The organism is uncultured Pigmentiphaga sp., from assembly GCF_937950555.1.
GTDB lineage: Bacteria > Pseudomonadota > Gammaproteobacteria > Burkholderiales > Burkholderiaceae_B > Pigmentiphaga.
On the sequence record NZ_CALFCW010000076.1, the window covers coordinates 32,232 to 51,696 of the forward strand.

Here is a 19,465-nt window from a genome sequence, read left to right on the forward strand (position 1 = left end):
CCCGCGGCAGCCACGGCGCCGCAGGCGGAAACGGGAGATCAAGCCGTCAGTGACGGTGGCCGGTCGTGCCGGAATACCGGCGCCGATTCAGGCTGCAGCGGGACCGCGCAGGCCCGCGCGTCGGACAGCGAAGGCGCGACCACGACCAGGCACAGGGGAAGATCGAATTCGTGGGGATCGGGCGGCGGCGCAGACGGCAATTGTTCATTAGCTGCACGCCGGCAGGAAAAGGTGTCGATGGCAACGTCGCTCCAATCGGGCTGGGAAATTTGCTCGACGACCTCGAATTCCTCGTAGAGCTCGAACTCCCATCCCGGCAGCGCCGGCATCGCGGCAACGGGCGCCGCATCCAAGAAAGAAAGCGCCACGGCCGCAGCATTCGCGCCGGCCGTCCACGGGACGTTCGCCGGCGCCTCGCCAGTGGCCCAACTCTGCGCATGGCTGGCCGCAGCGCCGGCTTCATGTCGGCATGCCGCAGCGCCCGCCCACACCCATTGGAGGGGCAAAAGCAGCAGAAAAAGAAGCAGGAGCCGATGACGCATGTGCAGCATTTTAGGCGCTGCGGGGCTTTTTGCAATTCGCGCCCATTGCGGGCCGCCGGGCCATTGACCCTTGCCTCTAGCGTTCCCGCGCCGCACACACCAGGGGCGGCCAAGCGATGGGGGGAGAATTCGCGCTCCAAGACATACCGAACCGTAGTATTTCGGTAATGCTTCCGTTGGGGGCAAGCCACGGGCACGAACTGGCGACGCCGTTCAGGCGTCCTGCTTTACCTCCCAACTTGCGGACACCAAACCAATCCTAGTGGGATTCATGGTTGCCTTTTCCCCGGGCTGGGGCGGAAAGCGCACGTGCAATTGAACCCCCCCGGTGTTCCGGTCGAAATGAACCGTGGCATGCAGGTGACGCCGGCGCAGCCATGTCGCTGCATACTTGACTTGCAGCCTACCGGCCTCGCCCCGTTGCTCGAACCGCAGGATCAAATACCGGCTGCCTTGCCGTCCGTAGGCCCTGAGCTGTGCTTCCAATTTTTGCAAGCCAAGCTCGGCACGACCCCTCCATGCCGCATCGAGCCTGGCTAAGTCCTCGAAACTTATGTCGCCTTCCATCGCGCTCCCGCGGAAGTGATCCGCCCTGACGAAAACGACTATAAGTGCAATGCTCGAGCGCAGCTAGATGACTATGCGGATGAGTCGTGCGGCTGCCGGAGTGCTGTTTTTGCATGAACCCACGGGACGGTCTCAGGCATAATCGGCCACGGGCGGGCAGGCACACGCGAGGTTGCGGTCGCCATATAGATTGTCCACCCTGCCCACGGGAGGCCAGTATTTGTGCTCGCGCAGGCGCGGCACTGGATACGCGGCCCGCTCGCGCGAATACGCATGTGGCCAGGCGTCCGCGAGCAGCACCTGCGCCGTATGCGGTGCGTTCTTGAGGAGATTGTCGTCGCGGTCTTGCGTGCCGGCCTCGATCTCGGCAATCTCGGCGCGGATCGCGATCATGGCTTCGATGAAGCGATCCAATTCGGCCAGGCTTTCCGATTCAGTGGGCTCCACCATCAGCGTGCCCGCCACCGGAAAACTCATCGTGGGCGCATGGAAGCCGTAATCGATCAGCCGCTTTGCCACGTCCTCGGCATCGATGCCGCAGCGCTGCTTGATGGGCCGCAGGTCCAGGATGCATTCGTGGGCGACGTAGCCCCCGCGCCCGGTATACAGCACGGGATAGTAGCCAGCCAGGCGCCGGGCCACATAATTGGCATTGAGGATGGCCACCTGGGAAGCGCGGCGCAGTCCCTCGGCACCCATCAGCGCGATATAGGCCGCCGAGATGGGGAGAATGCCGGCTGAACCGAACGGCGCGGCCGCCACCGGACCGCATGCCGCTTCCGGGTCCGGCCGGCCGTCCTCGCCCAGGACTCCCGGCAAATAAGGGGCAAGGTGTTTCCGGACCGCGATCGGGCCCACGCCCGGCCCGCCCCCGCCGTGCGGAATACAGAAGGTCTTGTGCAGGTTGAGGTGGGATACGTCCGCGCCGATGCGCCCCGGTCTGACCAAGCCCACCAGCGCGTTCATGTTGGCACCGTCCAGGTAGACTTGGCCGCCCGCGGCGTGCACGATCTCGCAGATCTCCCCGATGGCATCTTCGAACACGCCGTGGGTCGAGGGATAGGTCACCATCAAGGCCGCCAGGCGCGAACCGGCCTCGGCCGCCTTGCGGCGCAAATCCTCCACATCCACGTTGCCCTGGCGATCGCAGGCGACGACCACCACCCGCATGCCGGCCAGCTGCGCAGAAGCGGGGTTGGTGCCGTGGGCCGAGGCGGGAATCAGGCACACGTCGCGGCACGATTCGCCGCGCGCCGCATGATACGCGCGTATGGCCATCAGTCCCGCGTACTCGCCCTGCGCGCCCGAATTAGGCTGGAAACTGATCGCTTCGTAGCCGGTAATCTCGCACAACGCCCGGCCGAGCCGGGAAATCAGTTCGCGGTAGCCCTCGGCCTGCCACGCGGGGGCGTACGGATGCAAACCGGAAAACTTGGGCCACGTAATGGGCATCATCTCCGCCGTCGCGTTGAGTTTCATGGTGCAGGAGCCGAGCGGGATCATCGTCCGGTCCAGCGCGAGGTCCATGTCGGCGAGCCGGCGCAGCCAGCGCAGCATGTCTGTCTCGGACCGCACGGAACGGAAAACGGGGTGGGCAAGTATGGGCGAGGTCCTGGCCAGCGGCTCGGCGATGCCGTCCCTCGCGGCGGCCAGCGCGGTGTCGACGGGGGTGGAAGGACGGCCGCAACCTTCGGCGAATACGTCGATGAGCGCCTGTAAATCGTCGCGCGTCACTGTCTCGTCGAGCGACACCGCAAGGTGGCCGGCATCCAGCCTGCGCAGGTTGATGCGCGCCGCCTGCGCCGCGCGCACGATGGCCGCGGTGTGGGCGCCGGTGCGCAGGTGCAGCGTATCGAAGAAAGTGGGGTTCTCCGCCTGCACGCCCAGCTCGCCCAAGGCGGCGCGCAACGCGGCGGTGCTGCGATGCACGCGCGAGGCGATGAGGCGCAGCCCGTCCGGGCCGTGCCAGACCGCATACATGGCGGCAATAACGGCCAGCAAGACCTGCGCGGTACATATGTTGGAGGTGGCTTTCTCGCGCCGGATGTGCTGCTCGCGTGTCTGCAAGGCCAGCCGCAAGGCGGGCCGGCCGGCGGCGTCGCGCGAGACGCCCACCAGGCGCCCGGGCAAATGGCGTTTCAAGGCATCCCGGCAGGCCATGAACGCGGCATGCGGACCGCCGAAACCGAGCGGCACGCCGAAGCGCTGGGCAGACCCGATGGCGATATCGGCCCCCCATTCGCCGGGCGGCTGCAGCAGCGCCAGCGCCAGCAAGTCGGTCGCGCACGCCACGATGCCGCCGGCCGCCTTCACCTCGGCGGCGACGGCCTCGTGACGGCGCACCTCCCCGGTGCTGCACGGGTATTGCAGCAATACGCCGAAGCAGGCCGGCACGCCGGCCGTTTCGTCCCCGACGACGAGCTCAATGTCGAGGGCGGACGCGCGCGTGCGCAGTACCGCGATGGTTTGCGGGTGGCAACCGGACGATACGAAAAACACCTTGCTGGCGCTCGACGCGGTGCGCCGCGCCAGCAACATGGCCTCGGCGGCGGCCGTGGCCTCGTCCAGCAACGAGGCATTGGCGATGTCCAGGCCGGTAAGGTCCGACACCATGGTCTGGAACACCAGCAACGCCTGCAGGCGGCCCTGTGAAATCTCTGGCTGGTAAGGCGTATAGGCCGTATACCACGCAGGATTCTCCAGGATGTTGCGCTGGATGACGGGCGGCGTATGCGTGGCGTAATACCCTTGGCCGATGTAGTTGCGGAACAACTGGTTGCGATCGGCCAGGCCGGCCAGCTCTGCCAACACTTCCGCCTCGGCCTGCGGCGCGGGAAGGTCGAGCGGGGCGGACTCCAGGATGCTGTCGGGCACCACCCTGCGTATCAAGTCGTCGAGGCTGTCGGCCCCGACGACGCGCAGCATCTGCGCCTGGTCTGCCTCGGAAGGCCCGATGTGACGGGCTGCGAATGCCGCTTCGTTCTCGAGCGCCTTGAGCATGGGCGTCCTCTCCGTTGCCTGCGATGGATGGCAAGCCATTCCGGGCGGGGTTGCCGGGATGCGGCCCGGCGGCCGTCTTCGGTCAGCCCGCGTCGACGGCGGCCTGGTAGCCGGAGGCGTCGAGCAAGCCCGCGGTGTCCGCCATGTTGTCGGGCTTGAGCTTGAAGATCCAGGCGGTATAGGGCGACTGGTTCAACAGCTCAGGGCTGGCCGCCAGCTCTTCATTGAAGGCAACGACCTCGCCCGCCACGGGAGCGTAGATGTCGGACGCAGCCTTGACCGACTCCACGACGCCGGCGGTCTCGCCCGCGCGCAGCTTGGCGCCGACCTTGACGTCACCGACGTAGACCAGGTCGCCCAACTGTTCCTGCGCATGGTCGGTAATCCCCACCAGGAGCAGGTCGCCTTCGGCGCGGATCCATTCGTGAGTCTTGGCGTACTTGAGTTCGGGAGGGAGATTCATCGGTGGCGATCCTGGTAACGGGTACGGGAGAATTGTATTGGACGCGGGCGAGGCCCACCGGGTCACGGCGCCGAGGTCTCCATGACCTGCCCCCGTCGCACGAAAGGCAGCCTGCAGGCGAGCGCCGGCACCCGACGATCGCGTATTTCTACCTCGACCCGGTCGCCCGGCGCCACGCCCTCCGGCAGGCGCGCAAAACCGATGGACGTGCCCAGCGTCGGGGACATGGTGCCGCTGGTGACGAGCCCATTGCCAAGCTCGGTGTGGACAGCCATGTGAGGCCGGATCACGCCCCGGTCGAGGAGCTTGAGCCCGAGCAGCTGCCACTTCAGGCCGAACGCAAGTGCGGGACGGCCGACGAAGTCCCGCTGCGGGTCGTGGTCCGATACGGTCCAGGCCAGCCCGGCCTCGGCGGGCTGCGTCAGCTCGTCCATGTCCTGGCCGTATAGGTTGAGGCCGGCCTCGATGCGAAGCGTGTCGCGCGCGCCCAGCCCGCACGGCTTGACGCCGCTGCGGAGCAGGTCTGCCCACAAAGCCGGCGCTTGGCCGCCAGGCAGCATGATCTCCACGCCGTCCTCGCCGGTATAACCGGTGCGCGCCACCAGCATTCCATCGACCATCTCGGAGGCGAAAGGATGCAAGGTGCGCACAAGTTCGCCCAGGCTGGGCCGGGCCTGCGCCAGCCGCTCGCGGGCATTGGGCCCCTGGACGGCAAGCGTCGCGAGCTCGCGCCGGGGCTCGATCGAGACCTCGTAGCCCCCCGCCTGGGCCACGCGCGCCATCCAGACCAGGTCGCGGTCGGCCGAGGCAGCGTTGACCACCATGCGATAGTGCTCCGGCGTGAATAGATAGGCGATCAAGTCATCCACCACCCCGCCTTGCGGATTGAGCATGCAGGTGTAGAGTGCCTTGCCCGGCTCGGCCAACCGATCCACGTCGTTCGCCAAGAGATAACGCAGGTAGGGCTTGGCATCCGGCCCCACGACATCGACGTTGAGCATGTGCGACACGTCGAACATGCCCGCATCGCGTCGCACGGCATGGTGCTCCTCGATCTGGGAACCGTATGAAACCGGCAGGGACCATCCGCCGAACTCAGTCATCCTCGCGCCGAGGGCGAGGTGCTCGGCGTGGAGGGGCGTTTGCTTGGGCGATCGTTCTGCAGTCATGCGGATCCCAGGAGCCAAGTTGGGAATGGTAGGCTGGCGTTACCCGCGCACGGCGGTCCAGGCGGCCGGTTCGGCGCCGGTACGCGTGCCCTGCATCGAGCTCCCGTCCACCTTCCCGCGATAGCGCACGCCGTTCACGGTGAACGAGATCTCGTCGCCGTGCAAGCGCGCATCGCTGATCGGGGCCGAACCCAAGGTTCCGCCCAGGCGCTGGTATTGCTGCGTGAGCTTCAGCTCTTCGCCGCCCAGCTTCCACGTGCCGGCCACCTTGGCCGGCACGATCCACAGCAGCGCCGTGCACCAGCCCTGGCAGTCCTGGGTGACCGTGGCCTTCTCGTCGGGCTCCCAGTCGCCCATCGGGAACGTGTTGGAAACCACCCGCGTGCCGGGCTTGAGCTCGAGCAGGCGTGGCCGCAGTTTTTCGTTGATGGTCGGCAGGAGGAACAGCGTGATGACGCTGGCGCGGGACAGGTCGGTCTCGAACAGGTCGCCCCGCTCGAACGTGGCGCGATCGGCCACGCCCGCGGCCTGCGCGTTGCGCCGGGCCAATTCCACCATGTCGGGGTTGTATTCGATCCCGTGGGCGCGGACGCCCCGCTTGGCAGCGGTGATCACCGTACGCCCGTCTCCCGACCCGAGGTCGATCACGTAATCGGCGGGCGTGACCTTGGCCATGTCGAGCATCTTGTCGACCAGCGTCTGGGGCGTGGGCACCCACACGACGTCCTTGCCTTCCTGTCCGACATCGGGCACGTAATCGGAAGCCGCACCGGCTGCACCCGTGAACGCCAGCAGCGCCGAAAGCGCTGCCGCGATGGCTGGCCTGCGGAAGCTGGCCAAGGGCCGGGCGCGGCGGCCGAGAGAAATGGACTGCGACGAACTACCCAGCAACGCGAGCAACATCGATTTCCCCTTCTGGTAACGATTCGATTGGACGGAACGTGGGTGAGTCGAATCTGATTGTGCCTCAATGTCGCCGCAAAATCAGCGTCCGGCGCGCAGGCCCCGGGCCGCAGGCACGGGCGACCCGCAAGGCAACATGGTGCGCAGCATGTGCACGAGTTTTTCCGCAGCGGGCGACAGGGCGTGGCCGGGCAAGGTGATGATCGCCATGTGCCGCGACAGCCGGGGACGCACGATTCGGAGCCTTCGCACGCCGGGAGCCAGCTGCTCCGGCAATGCCGTCGAGGGCAGGATGGCTGCCCCCAGCCCGGCGGACGCCATGGCGATCAGGGTTTGCGAGTGCATGAATTGAAAACGCGCCGCCAGGCGCATCCCTTGGGCCGCCAGAGCTTCCTCGACGATCGTGCGTAGTGCGGTTCCCTCTTCCAGCACCAGCAAAGGCATGGCGGCCAGCGACTTGAGCGTGATCGATTCGCGTTCGTCGTCGAGCAGGCTGCGCGGAACCAGCGCCACCAGCTCATCCTGGAACAGGGGTTCGAAGCGAAACTCCGCGGTGTCGGTTGTCACGCTGATGCCAAAGTCGACTTCGCGCCGTCGCACGCTCTCGTACAGCGCTGCGGCGGTGAGCTCCCTGACGGAAACCTGGATTCCGGGGTAGCGGCCCTGGAATGCGACGAGCACGCCGCCCAGGTATGCCCCCGCGACCGTCGGCGCGCAGGCAAGCGAGATGCGGCCGCGCTGGATGTCGGCCGCCTCCTTGATGTTCTGCAATCCCGTCTCGACCTCTTGCAGCGCCCGGCGCACGCATTGCAGGAGTTCCTCGCCCTCGCGCGTGAGCACCACCTGGCGCGTGGTTCGGTGAAACAAGCGCAGCCCCAGCTGTTGCTCGAGCTTGCGGACCTGGCTGCTGACGGCCGAGCCTGACCGATGCGCACGGCCGGCCGCGGTACGGAAGCTTTGGCTTTCACCTACCAGCATGAACGTATGCAGGAGCTTCAGGTTCACCGAAGCGATGGGATCGCCGCCTATTGCCATGATGGGAATGGAAAGTCCGTCACGGCGAGATTGTAAGGAAAACCAAAACAATCCGGAAAATAATTTCGTTTGTTGATTCTTCGGTGAATTCCTACACTGCGCGCAAACAACGTCCTGCCGCATACCGACATTCCCTGGAGCGGACACACCTTGCCGCCTTGGCACGCGCGGGTTGAGGTCGCGGCGAACACGGAGACACGCCATGCATCGTTCACGTTTTTCCGGGCGGCGCCTGCTCGCCTTCTGCAGCTGCGCCGCCGTGCTCATGGCCGCCCTTCCCGCCGCGGCCGACGAGGGATATCCGACCAAGCCCGTGCGCATCATCGCGCCCTTTCCTCCGGGCAACTCCTCCGACGTCGCCGCACGATTCCTGGGCGAGCAGCTCGCCGCCCGGCTCGGGCAGCCCTTTGTGGTGGAAAACAAGGTGGGGGCATCCGGGCAAGTCGGCGCCGCCTACGTCGCCAAGGCCGATTCCGACGGCTACACCTTGTTGATGACATCGACCTCGGCAACCATCAGCCCGGCCATTTACAAATCCATGCCGTTCAACATCCTCGAGGATTTCACGCCCATCGTGCGGGTCGCGGTGGCGCCCATGGTCTTGTTGGTCAAGGCAGACGCGCCTTACTCCAGCCTCGAGGATTTCGTCTCGCAGCTGCGGCGGGACCCCAGCCGCTATACCTATGCGACCGCCGGCACCGGCACGATCCAGCACCTGGCCATCGCGGCCTTTCTCTCGCGCATCAAGACCGACGTACTCGGCGTCCCATACAAAGGCAGCCCGCAGGCGCTCACGGACCTGATAGGCGGCCAGGTTCAATTCATGTTCGACGCCGTGCTGTCCGGCCGGCCCCACGTGGAGTCAGGTCGCCTGAAAGCGCTGGCCGTGGCCAGCCTCGGACCCATCCCCCAGATGCCAGGGGTCCCGGCGGCGGCGCAATCATCGCTGCCGGAGCTCAAGGATTTCGAAATCGAAGGCTGGGTCGGGCTGCTCGGGCCCAAAGACATGCCGCCCGGGGTCACCCAGCGCCTGAACCGCGCGATCACCGACATCCTCACCTCGCCCGAGATGCAGGACCGGCTCGCCAAAGCCAACATCGCCGTGGCGCCCGTCAACACGCCGCAGCAATTCGCGCAATTCCTCCGCACGGACGCCAAGCGCTGGAAGGACATCGTCGAGGCTGCCCACATCCCCCAGGAATGAACGTGACTCCACTGCTGGACGCATCCCTCGCCGAACTGTGCCGGCTCCTGCGCACCGCCTCCGCCGCCGCGGCATGCGAAGCCATGGACGGACGCGGCCACTTGTCGCCCGACATCAGCGCGCTGGTGCCAAACTTGCTGTGCGCAGGCCCTGCCTACACCGTGCGCGCGCCGGCCGGCTACGGGGACGAAATCGTCCGTGCGGCCGACGAAGCCCCGCCGGGCTCGGTCATTGTCATCGACGTCGGGCCGGCCCAAGACGTTTGCACCTGGGGCGGTACCGGCACCGCCGTGGCGCGGCGCCGTGGCATCGCCGGCGTCGTCAGCAATGGCCGCGTGCGCGACATCGCAGAAATACGGCGCGCGCGCTTTCCTGTGTTCGCCCGTGGCGTCATCGCGAGCGGCTGGGCCCGCGGCCGGCCGGGATCCACGGGAGACCCCGTTTCGGTAGGCGGCAGGATCGTGCGCGCGGGCGACCTGATTTGCGCCGACGACGACGGCGTCGTCGTCCTCCCGCAGGACGAGGCTGCCACCGTCCTGGACCGCCTGCAGGCGCGCCTGGCGTTCGAACGTGAAGCCTCGCGCATCGTGGACGCGGACGGCCGATATGCCGACGTCATCGCCGCCAAGTCCCCTCGCATCGAATAACCCCCTCTCCGCACGCACGACGACTGATCGCCGCGCAGCCCCCATCGCCATGCATCATGCAGCCCTTCGGCCACCCCAGACCGCCGCAGAAAAAATCCTTGCCCGCGCCAGCGGCAAACCCTATGTCCGCCCCGGCGACATCATCGCGCCCGATCCACAGCTCGTCATCATCCATGACGGCTTCGTCGAATCGGCATACAACGAGCTGGCCGGCCTGGGCTATCGGCGCATCGCCCATCCCGAACGCGTCGTGATCGTGACCGACCATGAAGTGGCCTACGCCACGCCGGCGGGTGCGATGCGCGGCGCCCGCCTGCGCAAGATTGCGCGCGAGTGGGGAGTGGGCCGCTTCTTCGACGCGGGACGCGGCGGCCATGGCCACATATTCCCCATCGAGGCGGGCTTGGTCCGCCCCGGCATGTTCTTGTCGTGCTACGACATGCACTGCACGAATTTCGGCGCCATGGGCGCGCTGGCCTGTGCGCCGGGCCCGGAGATCGTCTCGGTCCTTGCCACCGGCACCGTATGGGAACAGGTGCCGCGAACCGTCCGCTTGACCTTGCACGGACCGGTGGGCCGGGGAGTCACCGCGCGCGACGTAGGTTTCTACGTCACCACGCTATTTGCCAGCGGCCGGCTATGTGCGTACGACAACCGCATCGTCGAGCTCGCCGGCAGCTACGTGGAGGCGCTTCCACTGTCTGAGCGCGTCGCGCTCTGCAACTCCTTGACCGAGATCGGCGTTGCCAACATATGGTTTCCGCCGCCCGCCGGCGCCCCGGAGGAAATGGTATCCAGCGACCCCGACGCGCACTTCGAAGCCGAACTGGAACTCGACCTGGGCCACCTCCCTCCCCAGGTCGCGCTTCCCGGAGGTCCGCATCGGGGCGTAAACATCGAGCAGGTCGCCGGCACGCGCGTTGACCATGCCTACATCGGTTCCTGCGGCTCCGGCATGTACGAGGATTTCGCCGCCGCGGCCGCACTGCTGCGCAACCGCCGGATCGCCCCGCACGTGCGGCTGCTCGTCGTCCCAGGCACCGTAGAGACTGCGCGCCGGCTCGCCCGCGATGGCCTGATCGACGTATTCCAGGAGGCCGGTGCCATGGTGCTACCCGCCGGCTGCGGCCCGTGCGCCGGCGGCGCAATGGGGCCGCTGGCCGACGGCGAAACCTCCATTTCCACGGCAGCGACGAATCACGCAGGCAGGTTCGGCTCCAAGAACGCCCAGGCCTACCTGGGCAGCCCACTCACCGTCGCCGCCTCGGCCCTGGAGGGCCGCATCGCCGACCCCCGCGCATTGCTATCGGACGCCCCCTAGCCATGACCCACTCCCTTATCCGCTCGGGCCGCTGCCACGTCTTCGGCAACGACATCCCACTGGACGACGGCCTCATTCCCTTCGACATGGCGATCCAGCGCATCGACGACCCGGCCCGGCTGGTTCCCGAGCTATTCAGGATGATGGACCCGGATTTCCCGAGGCGCGTGCAGCCCGGCGACATCATCATCGCCGGTGAAAACTTCGGCTGCGGCAAACCCCATTTCCAGGGCTTCATTGCCATGGCTGCGCTGGGACTCTCGGTCGTCTGCGCCTCCATGCCCTACAAGACGCTGCGCGGTGCGATCTCCAAAGGCGTGCCCGTCTTGACCGGCCTGCCGGCCCCTTGCGAGGCATTTCGCACCGGCGACCGAGTCGCGGTCGACTTCATGCGGGGGGCCATCTCCAACCTGGAGAATGCGCAATGCCTGGCGTTGCCGCCGTTGTCGCCCCTGCTGGCCGACACCGTCCGCCGCGGAGGCACGCGCGGCATGCTTGCGGCCTGGCTCAACGAACATCCCAACATGCGCGTGCCGCGCCAGCCGGCATCTTAGACCGCGCGTCCGCACGCAACGCCCGACGCCCACGCCCACTGGAAGTTGTAGCCGCCCAGCCAGCCGGTCACGTCCACGACCTCGCCCACGAAATACAGGCCTGGCACGGACCGGGCCTCCATGGTCTGCTGGTCCAGGTCGCGCGTGTCCACGCCGCCGCGCATGACTTCGGCCTTCTTGTATCCGGCCGTGCCTTGCGGAACGAGCGTCCAGCGCTTCATGCCATCGGCGATCTCCCGCAACAGCTTGTCGGGAAGATCCGCAATGCGCCGCTCGCCAGCCCCCGGGTGCGCGACGGCCAGCCATTGTTCGGCCAGGCGGCGCGGCACCAAGCCGGCGAGGACATTGGCCAGGTGCTGCCGCCCGCCAGCCTTGGCGCCGAGCAGTTCCGCCGCGAGATCGATGCCCGGGGCGAGGTCCACGACGATGGCCTGGCCAGGCTGCCAATAGCTCGAAATCTGGAGTACGGCCGGCCCCGACAACCCACGATGGGTAAACAGGAGGCCCTCGCGGAACTCGGCCACGCGCTTGCCTTCCCCGGTGCGTATCCCCACCTCGAGCGCAATGCCAGCCAGCGGTGCAAAGGGCCGCCAGGCAATGGGGTCAAACGTCAACGGAACCAGCGCCGGCCGGGGCTCGACGATGCGCAGGCCGAACTGGCGGGCGATGCGCAGCCCGAAGTCCGAGGCGCCTATTTGCGGCACCGGCAACCCGCCTGTCGCGATCACGACGCGTGCGGCGCGGACCAGGCCCGAGGACGTCCGCAAGGCAAAGCCGCCCGCGCTAGCGTCGATGGCGTCGACGGCGCAAGGCATCCGCCACGAGACGTTTCCCGCCTCGCATTCTGCGCGCAGCATGCGGATGATGTCTTCGCTCGACTCGTCGCAGAACAGCTGGCCGCGATGCTTCTCGTGCCAGGCGATGCGATGCCGTGCGACCAGCGCCAGGAAATCCTGCGGCGTGTAGCGCGACAGCGCCGAGCGGCAGAAGTGCGGATTCTCGGAAATGAAATTGGCCGGCCCGGCGTCGCGATTGGTGAAGTTGCAGCGGCCTCCGCCGGAGATGCGGATTTTCTCGGCCAGCTTGCGTGCGTGATCGATCAGTACCACGCGCCGCCCCCGCTGGCCCGCCACCGCCGCGCACATCATGCCGGCAGCGCCAGCGCCGACCACCGCTACGTCATAGGCCGCCCCGGGCGGCCTGGAGGAAGCCATCAGGCGTCCTTGACGCAGTCCACGTAGAAGCGCAGCTCGCCGTTGGGAAGCACCTCCTCGACCAAGCCGTGGATGTCGGTGCCGAACCCGGGGAACTGGGCGTTGAACTTGCGTGCGAACTGCAGGTACTTGACGATGGTCGAGTTAAAGCGCTCACCGGGGATGAGCAAGGGAATGCCGGGTGGGTACGGGGTCAGCAGCACGCTGGTGACGCGGCCCTCCAGGCTGTCGATGTCCACGCGCTCGATCTCGCGGTGCGCCATCTTGGCAAAGGCGTCGGACGGCTTCATCGCGGGCACCATGTCGCTCAGGTACATCTCCGTGGTCAGGCGCGCGACGTCATAGGCGCGATACATCTCGTGGATGCGCGTGCACAGGTCGCGCAGGCCCACCTGCTCGTACTGCGGGTAATCGTGGCAGAACTCGGGCAGGATGCGCCACATCGGCTGGTTCTTGTCGTAGTCGTCCTTGAACTGCTGCAAAGCAGTCAGCAACGTGTTCCACCGGCCCTTGGTGATGCCGATGGTGAACATGATGAAGAACGAATACAGGCCCGTCTTTTCGACGATCACGCCGTGCTCGGCCAAGAACTTGGTCACGATGGAGGCCGGGATGCCGGTCTGCCCGAAGGTACCGGAGACGTCCAGCCCAGGCGTGACGATGGTCGCCTTGATCGGATCCAGCATATTGAAGCCGGGCGCCAGCGAGCCAAAGCCGTGCCATTCCGCATCGGTCTCCAGCAGCCAGTCGTCGCGCTCGCCGATCCCGTCCGGAACCAAGTGATCCGGGCCCCAGACCTTGAACCACCAATCGTTGGCGCCGAACTCGGCCTCGACCTTGCGCATGGCGCGGCGAAAGTCCAGCGCCTCGAGGATGCTTTCCTCGACCAACGCCGTGCCTCCGGGCGGCTCCATCATCGCGGCCGCCACGTCGCAGGACGCAATGATGGCGTATTGCGGCGAAGTAGAGGTGTGCATCAAGTACGCCTCGTTGAACACGTGCCGGTCCAGCCGTCGCGTCTCGGACTCCTGCACGATGATCTGCGACGCCTGCGAGATGCCCGCCAGCAGCTTGTGCGTGGAGTGCGTGGCGTAGATCATCGCGTCGGTGCTGCGCGGCCGGTCCTTGCCGATGGCGTGCATGTTCTTGTAGAAGTCGTGGAAGGCCGCATGGGGCAACCATGCCTCGTCGAAATGCAGCGTGTCGATGCTCGAGCCCAGCAGCTCCTTGATCATCTCCACGTTGTACACCACGCCGTCGTACGTGCTCTGGGTGATGGTCAGGATGCGTGGCTTGCGGTTGCGCGCGTCCTTGGCAAAGGGGTTGGCATCGATCTTCTTCTGGATGTTCTCGGGGCGGAACTCGTCCAGCGGAATGGGGCCGATGATGCCGAGGTGATTGCGCGTGGGCCGCAGGAACACCGGCACCGCGCCGGTCATGATGATGGCGTGCAGGATGGACTTGTGGCAGTTGCGGTCCACCACGACGATGTCGCCCGGCGCCACGTTGGCATGCCAGACGATCTTGTTCGAGGTGGAGGTGCCGTTGGTCACGAAGAAGCAGTGGTCCGCGCTGAAGATGCGCGCGGCATTGCGCTCGGAAGCCGCCACCGGGCCGGTATGGTCCAGCAGCTGCCCGAGCTCGTCCACCGCGTTGCAAACGTCGGCGCGCAGCATGTTCTCGCCGAAGAACTGGTGGAACATCTGCCCGACCGGGCTCTTCAGGAAGGCCACGCCGCCGGAGTGTCCGGGGCAATGCCAGGAATACGAGCCATCCTGCGCGTACTTGACCAGCTCCCGGAAGAACGGCGGCGGCAACGATTCGAGATAGCTCTTGGCTTCGCGGATGATGTGGCGCGCCACGAACTCCGGCGTGTCCTCGAACATGTGGATGAAGCCATGCAGCTCGCGCAGGATATCGTTGGGAATGTGGCGCGACGTGCGCGTCTCCCCATAAAGGTAGATGGGGATCTCGGCGTTGCGGAAGCGCAGCTCGCCGATGAACGCACGCAGCTTGGCAACTGCGTTGGCGACGTCGTCGGGCATGCCATCGCCGAACTCTTCGTCGTCGATGGACAGGATGAAAGCGCTGGCGCGGCTCTGCTGCTGGGCGAACGACGAGAGGTCACCGTAACTGGTGACGCCCAGCACCTCCATGCCCTCGGCCTCGATCGCCGCGGCCAGGGCACGCACGCCGAGCCCGGATGCATTCTCGGAGCGGAAATCTTCGTCGATGATGACGATGGGGAAGCGGAATTTCAATGCTAGCTCCCCCCTACGCGCTTTGCGCGCCCCTCCCACGGAAGGCATGGACGGACTGGGGGCGCCAGTTCCTCAGTGCCTTGGATGGAAGAGCGCCGGCGGCAGGGATCGAATCGGTTGAACAACGGCCGGCCGCGGGACGAGTCGCCTCGCATGTCGCTCCCGGGCACGGAACTACTCACAACCCAACAACCATGGCGGGCGACGTTACGTCCTGGGCAGCGTCACGCCTTGCTGCCCCTGGTACTTGCCGCCACGGTCTTTATACGACGTCTCGCAGACCTCGTCGCTCTCGAGGAACAGCATCTGGGCGCATCCCTCTCCGGCGTAGATCTTGGCCGGCAGCGGCGTGGTGTTCGAGAACTCCAGCGTGACGTGGCCCTCCCATTCCGGTTCCAGCGGCGTGACGTTGACGATGATGCCGCAGCGTGCATACGTGCTCTTGCCGAGGCAAATGGTAAGCACATTGCGGGGAATGCGGAAGTACTCGACCGTGCGCGCCAACGCAAAGGAATTGGGCGGAATGATGCAGACGTCGCCCTTGAAATCCACGAAGGATTTCTCGTCGAATGCCTTGGGGTCGACGATGGTCGAGTTGATGTTGGTGAAGATCTTGAATTCGTCCGCACAGCGCACGTCGTAGCCGTAGCTGCTGGTGCCGTAGCTGACGATGCGCTTGCCATCCAGCTCCCGCACTTGGCCAGGCGCGAATGGCTCGATCATGCCTTCGGCCGCTGCACGGCGGATCCAGCGGTCGCTTTTGATACTCATGGGACGGGGCCTCGTCGAATGACGCAAGGAAGAAAGCTGGGAATTGTACCCCCCGGCGGGGCGTCCGGAACGGCGCCGCGGGCAGCCCGCGGGATTCCGGCAACACCTTGCTCCCGCCGCCAGGACCGGAGGCCTGCACCCCGCGGCATCAGCGCGAGGCCGGGGCCTCCAACCCCGCCGCCATGAAATCCAGCATCCGGGAGAGGGTTTGGGCGACGCCCTCCTCCGAGACGGGCGCGGCCTTCACGTCGGGCATGAGGCGCGCGACGCGGCCGTTGTCGGCGCGGATGTACATCATGCTCCCGTAGATGCACTGCAGGCGCACGTAGAGCTCCTCGCGCGACAAGTGCGGGCAGGCGCGGGCCAGCAAGTCCACGAACAAACGGGCCACGTCGTCGTGCACGCCGAACACGATGTTCTTGACGGCGGGGTCGGGCTCCACGGAACAGATTGCCGACAACCGGTTGAACCAGGCCCCTTGCTCGGTCTGCCCCAGGCGCATGCCAGGCCCGATGAAGGCCTCGAGCACCGCGCGCACGTTCGGGCGCGCCGCGGGATCGGCCGGGCAACAGGCCTGCAGCAGCGCGCGGCGCTCCTCGTTCATGCGTCCTGCCCGCGCTTCGAATATGGCGCGCAGCAACCCTTCCTTGGTCCTGAAGTAGTAGTGGACGGCAGCCATGTTGACGCCTGCCGTGGCGGTGATCGTGCGCAGGGAAACGCCGTTGTAGCCGTGTTCGGCGAACAGCCGCTCGGCGACGTCCAGGATGCGGGCGCGCGTGGATGCGGCGTCGGGAGTTTCGGCAGGAGGAAGCGACATGGGCGGGACGATTCGGGGAAAAGTGGTTGTTTTTTCTATGTTACCCGGAAGCGGCGCCACCCTGTTTCAGTCAATTGATTAAATCAGTCGTTTGACTAAACCCTTGCCACTTCTTACCATGAAAAAAAGACACCTTGCAGGAAGGACACCGCCTCATGAACGGAAAAATCCGCCGCGTCATCACCGGCCACGATGAACAGGGCCGCTCCGTGGTGCTGGAAGACGGCTACGCGCCCAACGTCAGGCATGACGCCAGCCGCCCCGGCTACTACCTGACCCAGCTGTGGCAAACGCCGACTGCCCCCGCTCCCATCGACAACGGGCCGGACCCCACGCTCGGCCCGGTATCGCTGGCCCCGCCCCCGCTGGGCACGGTCGTGCGCATCATCGAATTCCCTCCCGCTTCGCTCGAGCTGCGTGATGTGGACGCCGAGGCAGCCAAGCAGGCCTTCGCGATGTTCGGCGGGCAGGACGCGCTCACCGGACATGGCGGCAAGAAGCGCCACCCCTTCATGCACCGCACCGAAACCATTGACTACGCCATCGTGCTGTCCGGAGAGATCACGATGCTGCTCGACGACTCGGAAGTCACGCTCAAGGCAGGCGACGTGCTCATCCAGCGCGGCACCAATCACGCCTGGACCAACCGCACGAGCGAACCGGCGCGCGTGCTGTTCGTGTTGATCGACGGCAAGTTCGACGCAGACATCGCCCGTCACTTCTGACCCTTTCCCCACGTCCAATCCAAATACGGGAGACTCGACATGCAAATCCGCAAGCTTCTCTTCGCTCCGCTGCTCGCCGCGGCGTGCGGCGCGGCCGCCGCCCAGGACTATCCCTCGCGTTCCATCGAGGTTATCGTGCCGTACTCGGCCGGGGGCAGCGTCGACGTCATGGCGCGTGCCTTCACCCGCGAACTCGCGGACATCCTTTCCACCCAGATCGTGGTCAACAACCGCGACGGGGCGGGCGGCACCATAGGCGTGGCCGCCGTGGCCTCGGCGCGTCCCGACGGCTACACGGCGCTCTTCTCGCCCTCGTCGCCGCTGACCCAAGCCCCCTTCCTCATGGGCCGCGTGCCTTACCGGCCCGAGAGCATCGTCCCGATCTGCCAGATCTTCGAGAACCCGTTCGTCATCGCGGTACGCAAAGAATCCCCCATCGGCTCGCTCAAAGACTTGCTGGATGAGGCGCGCCGCCGGCCTGGCCAGCTGTCGTACGGCCATGCCGGTCCCGGGTCGGTGCCGCACCTGGCGACGGCCAACCTTGCCAAGTCCACGGGCGTCAGCTTCAACGAGATCGCCTTCCGCGGCGACGCCCAGGTCATTCCGCAAGTCCTGGGCGGCCATCTCGACTTCGGCGCATTGGGCGTCTCCTCGGTCGTCGGCAAGGACCTGCGCATCCTCGCCGTGTATGGCGACAAGCGATTGCCCGGCCTGCCCGACGTGCCGGCCATCACCGAGTTCGGCGTCAAGCATGCCGTCATCGCGCGCAATGGCCTCTACGTCAATGAAGGCGTGCCGCAAGCCGCCCGCGACAAGCTGCAGCAGGCCTGCCACGCGGCAACGGAGAAGCCGGGATTCCAAACTGCCGCGCGCCAGCTCTACCAGCAAGTGAACTATCTCGACGGCGCCACCTTCGCGGCCAAGCTCGCGGGCGACAACGAAACCAACCGTGCGCTGATCCAGTCGCTCGGCCTGCTCAAGACGGGCAATTGACGATGGCCGGCTTCGAAATCATCGATCCGTCCTTGCGCGCCTTCGTCGAAGTCGACGAAGGCAGCGACTTCCCCATCCAGAACCTGCCCTACGGCATCTTCTCCGGTGCAGGCGGCGGAAAGCGCGCTGGCGTCGCCTTGGGCGCGTGGATCGTCGACCTCCTCGCCCTCGAGCAGGCTGGCCTGCTGCCGGTCGACCCGGCGCTCGCACTCTTCGGCCACGGCAGCCTGAATGCCTTCGCAGCCGCCGGCCGGCCCGTCTGGCGCGCGGTCCGCGCACGCCTGGCCGAGCTGCTGTCGGGCATTGACCCGCGGTTGCGCGACGATGCGGCGCTGCGCGCGCGGGCGCTGGTGCCGATGGACGCCTGCACGCTGCACCTGCCGTTCGAGATTGCGTCCTATACGGACTTCTATTCCTCGGAAGATCACGCCACCAACGTGGGCAAGCTGTTCCGCGATCCAGCCAACGCACTGACGCCGAATTGGAAGCACATGCCCATCGGCTATAACGGCCGCGCCAGCTCGGTCATCGTGTCCGGACGCGATTTCCACCGTCCCATGGGGCAATTGCCGGTGGCCGGCGGCGCGCCGGAATGGGGCCCGTGCCGAGAGCTCGACTTCGAGCTGGAAACCGCTTTCTTCGTCGGCAAGGAAAGCCACCTGGGCGAGCGGCTCGCCCCGGACGAAGCGCCCGAGTACATCTTTGGCATGGTGCTGATGAACGACTGGAGCGCGCGTGACATCCAGCGCTGGGAATACGTGCCGCTCGGCCCGTTCCAGGCCAAGGCCTTCGCGACCTCGATCTCGCCCTGGGTAGTAACCCTGGACGCGCTCGAACCCTTCCGTGCGCCGGCGCCAGAGCAGGACCCCGCGCCCCTGCCCTATCTGCGGGAAAGCGACCGCCACGCCTACGACATCGAGCTCACCGTGGAGCTCAGGCCGCAAGGCGGCGAGGGCATGGTCGTCACGCGCAGCAACTTCCGGCACCTGTACTGGACCATGGGGCAACAGCTCGCGCATCACACCAGCAGCGGCTGCAATGTCCGCCCGGGTGACCTGATGGGCTCGGGCACGATCAGCGGCCCCACGCGGCAGGCGCGCGGCTGCCTGCTGGAGATCACGGAAAACGGCAAACGCCCGTTGACCCTGCCGGACGGCTCGACGCGCGCCTTCCTGGAAGACGGCGACGAAGTCGTCATGCGCGGCCACGCCAAACGCGGCGCACTGCGCATCGGCTTTGGCTGCGTCCTCGGCCGCGTCCTTCCTCCCTGGCCATGACG

At 66.5% G+C, this 19,465-nt stretch carries 17 protein-coding genes; 7 read left to right on the forward strand and 10 right to left on the reverse strand.

The window, feature by feature from the left end; translation table 11 throughout:
- Positions 1–38: 38 nt before the first annotated feature.
- The 6 genes from Q0319_RS18820 to Q0319_RS18845 form a co-directional block, all read right to left on the reverse strand.
- Positions 39–368: a hypothetical protein gene (locus tag Q0319_RS18820; RefSeq protein WP_296466861.1), complete on the reverse strand. Its 330-nt coding sequence runs from the start codon at positions 366–368 to the stop codon at positions 39–41.
- A gap of 873 nt (positions 369–1,241) precedes the next feature.
- Positions 1,242–4,109: an aminomethyl-transferring glycine dehydrogenase gene (gene gcvP, locus Q0319_RS18825; protein ID WP_299455150.1), complete on the reverse strand. Its 2,868-nt coding sequence runs from the start codon at positions 4,107–4,109 to the stop codon at positions 1,242–1,244.
- 82 nt (positions 4,110–4,191) lie between these two features.
- Positions 4,192–4,572, reverse strand: a complete 381-nt coding sequence (gene gcvH / locus Q0319_RS18830) for a glycine cleavage system protein GcvH (protein WP_296465415.1) — start codon at positions 4,570–4,572, stop codon at positions 4,192–4,194.
- Positions 4,573–4,634: 62 nt separating this feature from the next.
- A complete protein-coding gene (gene gcvT, locus Q0319_RS18835; protein WP_296465417.1) occupies positions 4,635–5,741 on the reverse strand; it encodes a glycine cleavage system aminomethyltransferase GcvT in 1,107 nt (368 codons plus the stop codon).
- A gap of 39 nt (positions 5,742–5,780) precedes the next feature.
- On the reverse strand, positions 5,781–6,644 hold the full coding sequence (locus Q0319_RS18840; protein ID WP_296465420.1) for a class I SAM-dependent methyltransferase: 864 nt from the start codon (positions 6,642–6,644) through the stop codon (positions 5,781–5,783).
- A gap of 81 nt (positions 6,645–6,725) precedes the next feature.
- On the reverse strand, positions 6,726–7,679 hold the full coding sequence (locus Q0319_RS18845; protein ID WP_299455155.1) for a LysR family transcriptional regulator: 954 nt from the start codon (positions 7,677–7,679) through the stop codon (positions 6,726–6,728).
- Between the two features lie 202 nt (positions 7,680–7,881).
- Between Q0319_RS18845 and Q0319_RS18850 the strand changes: the two genes are divergently transcribed.
- From Q0319_RS18850 to Q0319_RS18865, 4 genes are read left to right on the forward strand one after another with little or no spacing between them, the layout of a single operon-like run.
- Positions 7,882–8,883, forward strand: coding sequence for a tripartite tricarboxylate transporter substrate binding protein (locus Q0319_RS18850; protein WP_299455158.1), 1,002 nt, complete (start codon positions 7,882–7,884; stop codon positions 8,881–8,883).
- 2 nt (positions 8,884–8,885) lie between these two features.
- Entirely contained in the window at positions 8,886–9,530 is a 645-nt protein-coding gene (locus Q0319_RS18855) for an RraA family protein (RefSeq protein WP_299455160.1), read from the forward strand.
- A 49-nt stretch (positions 9,531–9,579) separates the two neighbouring features.
- On the forward strand, positions 9,580–10,851 hold the full coding sequence (locus Q0319_RS18860) for an aconitase family protein (RefSeq protein WP_299455162.1): 1,272 nt from the start codon (positions 9,580–9,582) through the stop codon (positions 10,849–10,851).
- A 2-nt stretch (positions 10,852–10,853) separates the two neighbouring features.
- On the forward strand, positions 10,854–11,405 hold the full coding sequence (locus Q0319_RS18865) for a hypothetical protein (RefSeq protein WP_299455165.1): 552 nt from the start codon (positions 10,854–10,856) through the stop codon (positions 11,403–11,405).
- Here the strand turns inward: Q0319_RS18865 and Q0319_RS18870 are convergent.
- The 4 genes from Q0319_RS18870 to Q0319_RS18885 all read right to left on the reverse strand — a co-directional run bounded on the left by Q0319_RS18870 (position 11,402) and on the right by Q0319_RS18885 (position 16,468).
- A complete protein-coding gene (locus tag Q0319_RS18870; protein ID WP_299455167.1) occupies positions 11,402–12,619 on the reverse strand; it encodes an NAD(P)/FAD-dependent oxidoreductase in 1,218 nt (405 codons plus the stop codon). The genes Q0319_RS18865 and Q0319_RS18870 overlap by 4 nt on opposite strands.
- Positions 12,619–14,880: an arginine/lysine/ornithine decarboxylase gene (locus Q0319_RS18875; protein WP_296465426.1), complete on the reverse strand. Its 2,262-nt coding sequence runs from the start codon at positions 14,878–14,880 to the stop codon at positions 12,619–12,621. The genes Q0319_RS18870 and Q0319_RS18875 overlap by 1 nt, the downstream gene beginning before the upstream one ends.
- 207 nt (positions 14,881–15,087) lie before the next feature.
- Positions 15,088–15,651, reverse strand: a complete 564-nt coding sequence (gene dcd / locus Q0319_RS18880) for a dCTP deaminase (protein WP_296465429.1) — start codon at positions 15,649–15,651, stop codon at positions 15,088–15,090.
- 148 nt (positions 15,652–15,799) lie between these two features.
- Complete coding sequence (locus Q0319_RS18885; RefSeq protein ID WP_296465432.1) at positions 15,800–16,468, reverse strand: TetR/AcrR family transcriptional regulator; 669 nt, start codon at positions 16,466–16,468, stop codon at positions 15,800–15,802.
- Positions 16,469–16,623: 155 nt separating this feature from the next.
- Here Q0319_RS18885 and Q0319_RS18890 point away from each other — a divergent pair, with 155 nt between their 5' ends.
- The 3 genes from Q0319_RS18890 to fahA are packed head-to-tail and all read left to right on the forward strand — an operon-like array spanning position 16,624 to position 19,463.
- Positions 16,624–17,193 carry a cupin domain-containing protein gene (locus Q0319_RS18890; RefSeq protein ID WP_296465435.1) on the forward strand — a complete coding sequence of 190 codons (570 nt, stop codon included), beginning with the start codon at positions 16,624–16,626 and terminating at the stop codon, positions 17,191–17,193.
- Between the two features lie 39 nt (positions 17,194–17,232).
- The gene (locus Q0319_RS18895) at positions 17,233–18,186 is read left to right on the forward strand and encodes a tripartite tricarboxylate transporter substrate binding protein (protein WP_296465438.1); all 954 of its coding nucleotides are present in this window, start codon (positions 17,233–17,235) and stop codon (positions 18,184–18,186) included.
- Between the two features lie 2 nt (positions 18,187–18,188).
- Positions 18,189–19,463, forward strand: coding sequence for a fumarylacetoacetase (gene fahA / locus Q0319_RS18900; protein ID WP_296465440.1), 1,275 nt, complete (start codon positions 18,189–18,191; stop codon positions 19,461–19,463).
- Positions 19,464–19,465 lie beyond the last annotated feature (2 nt).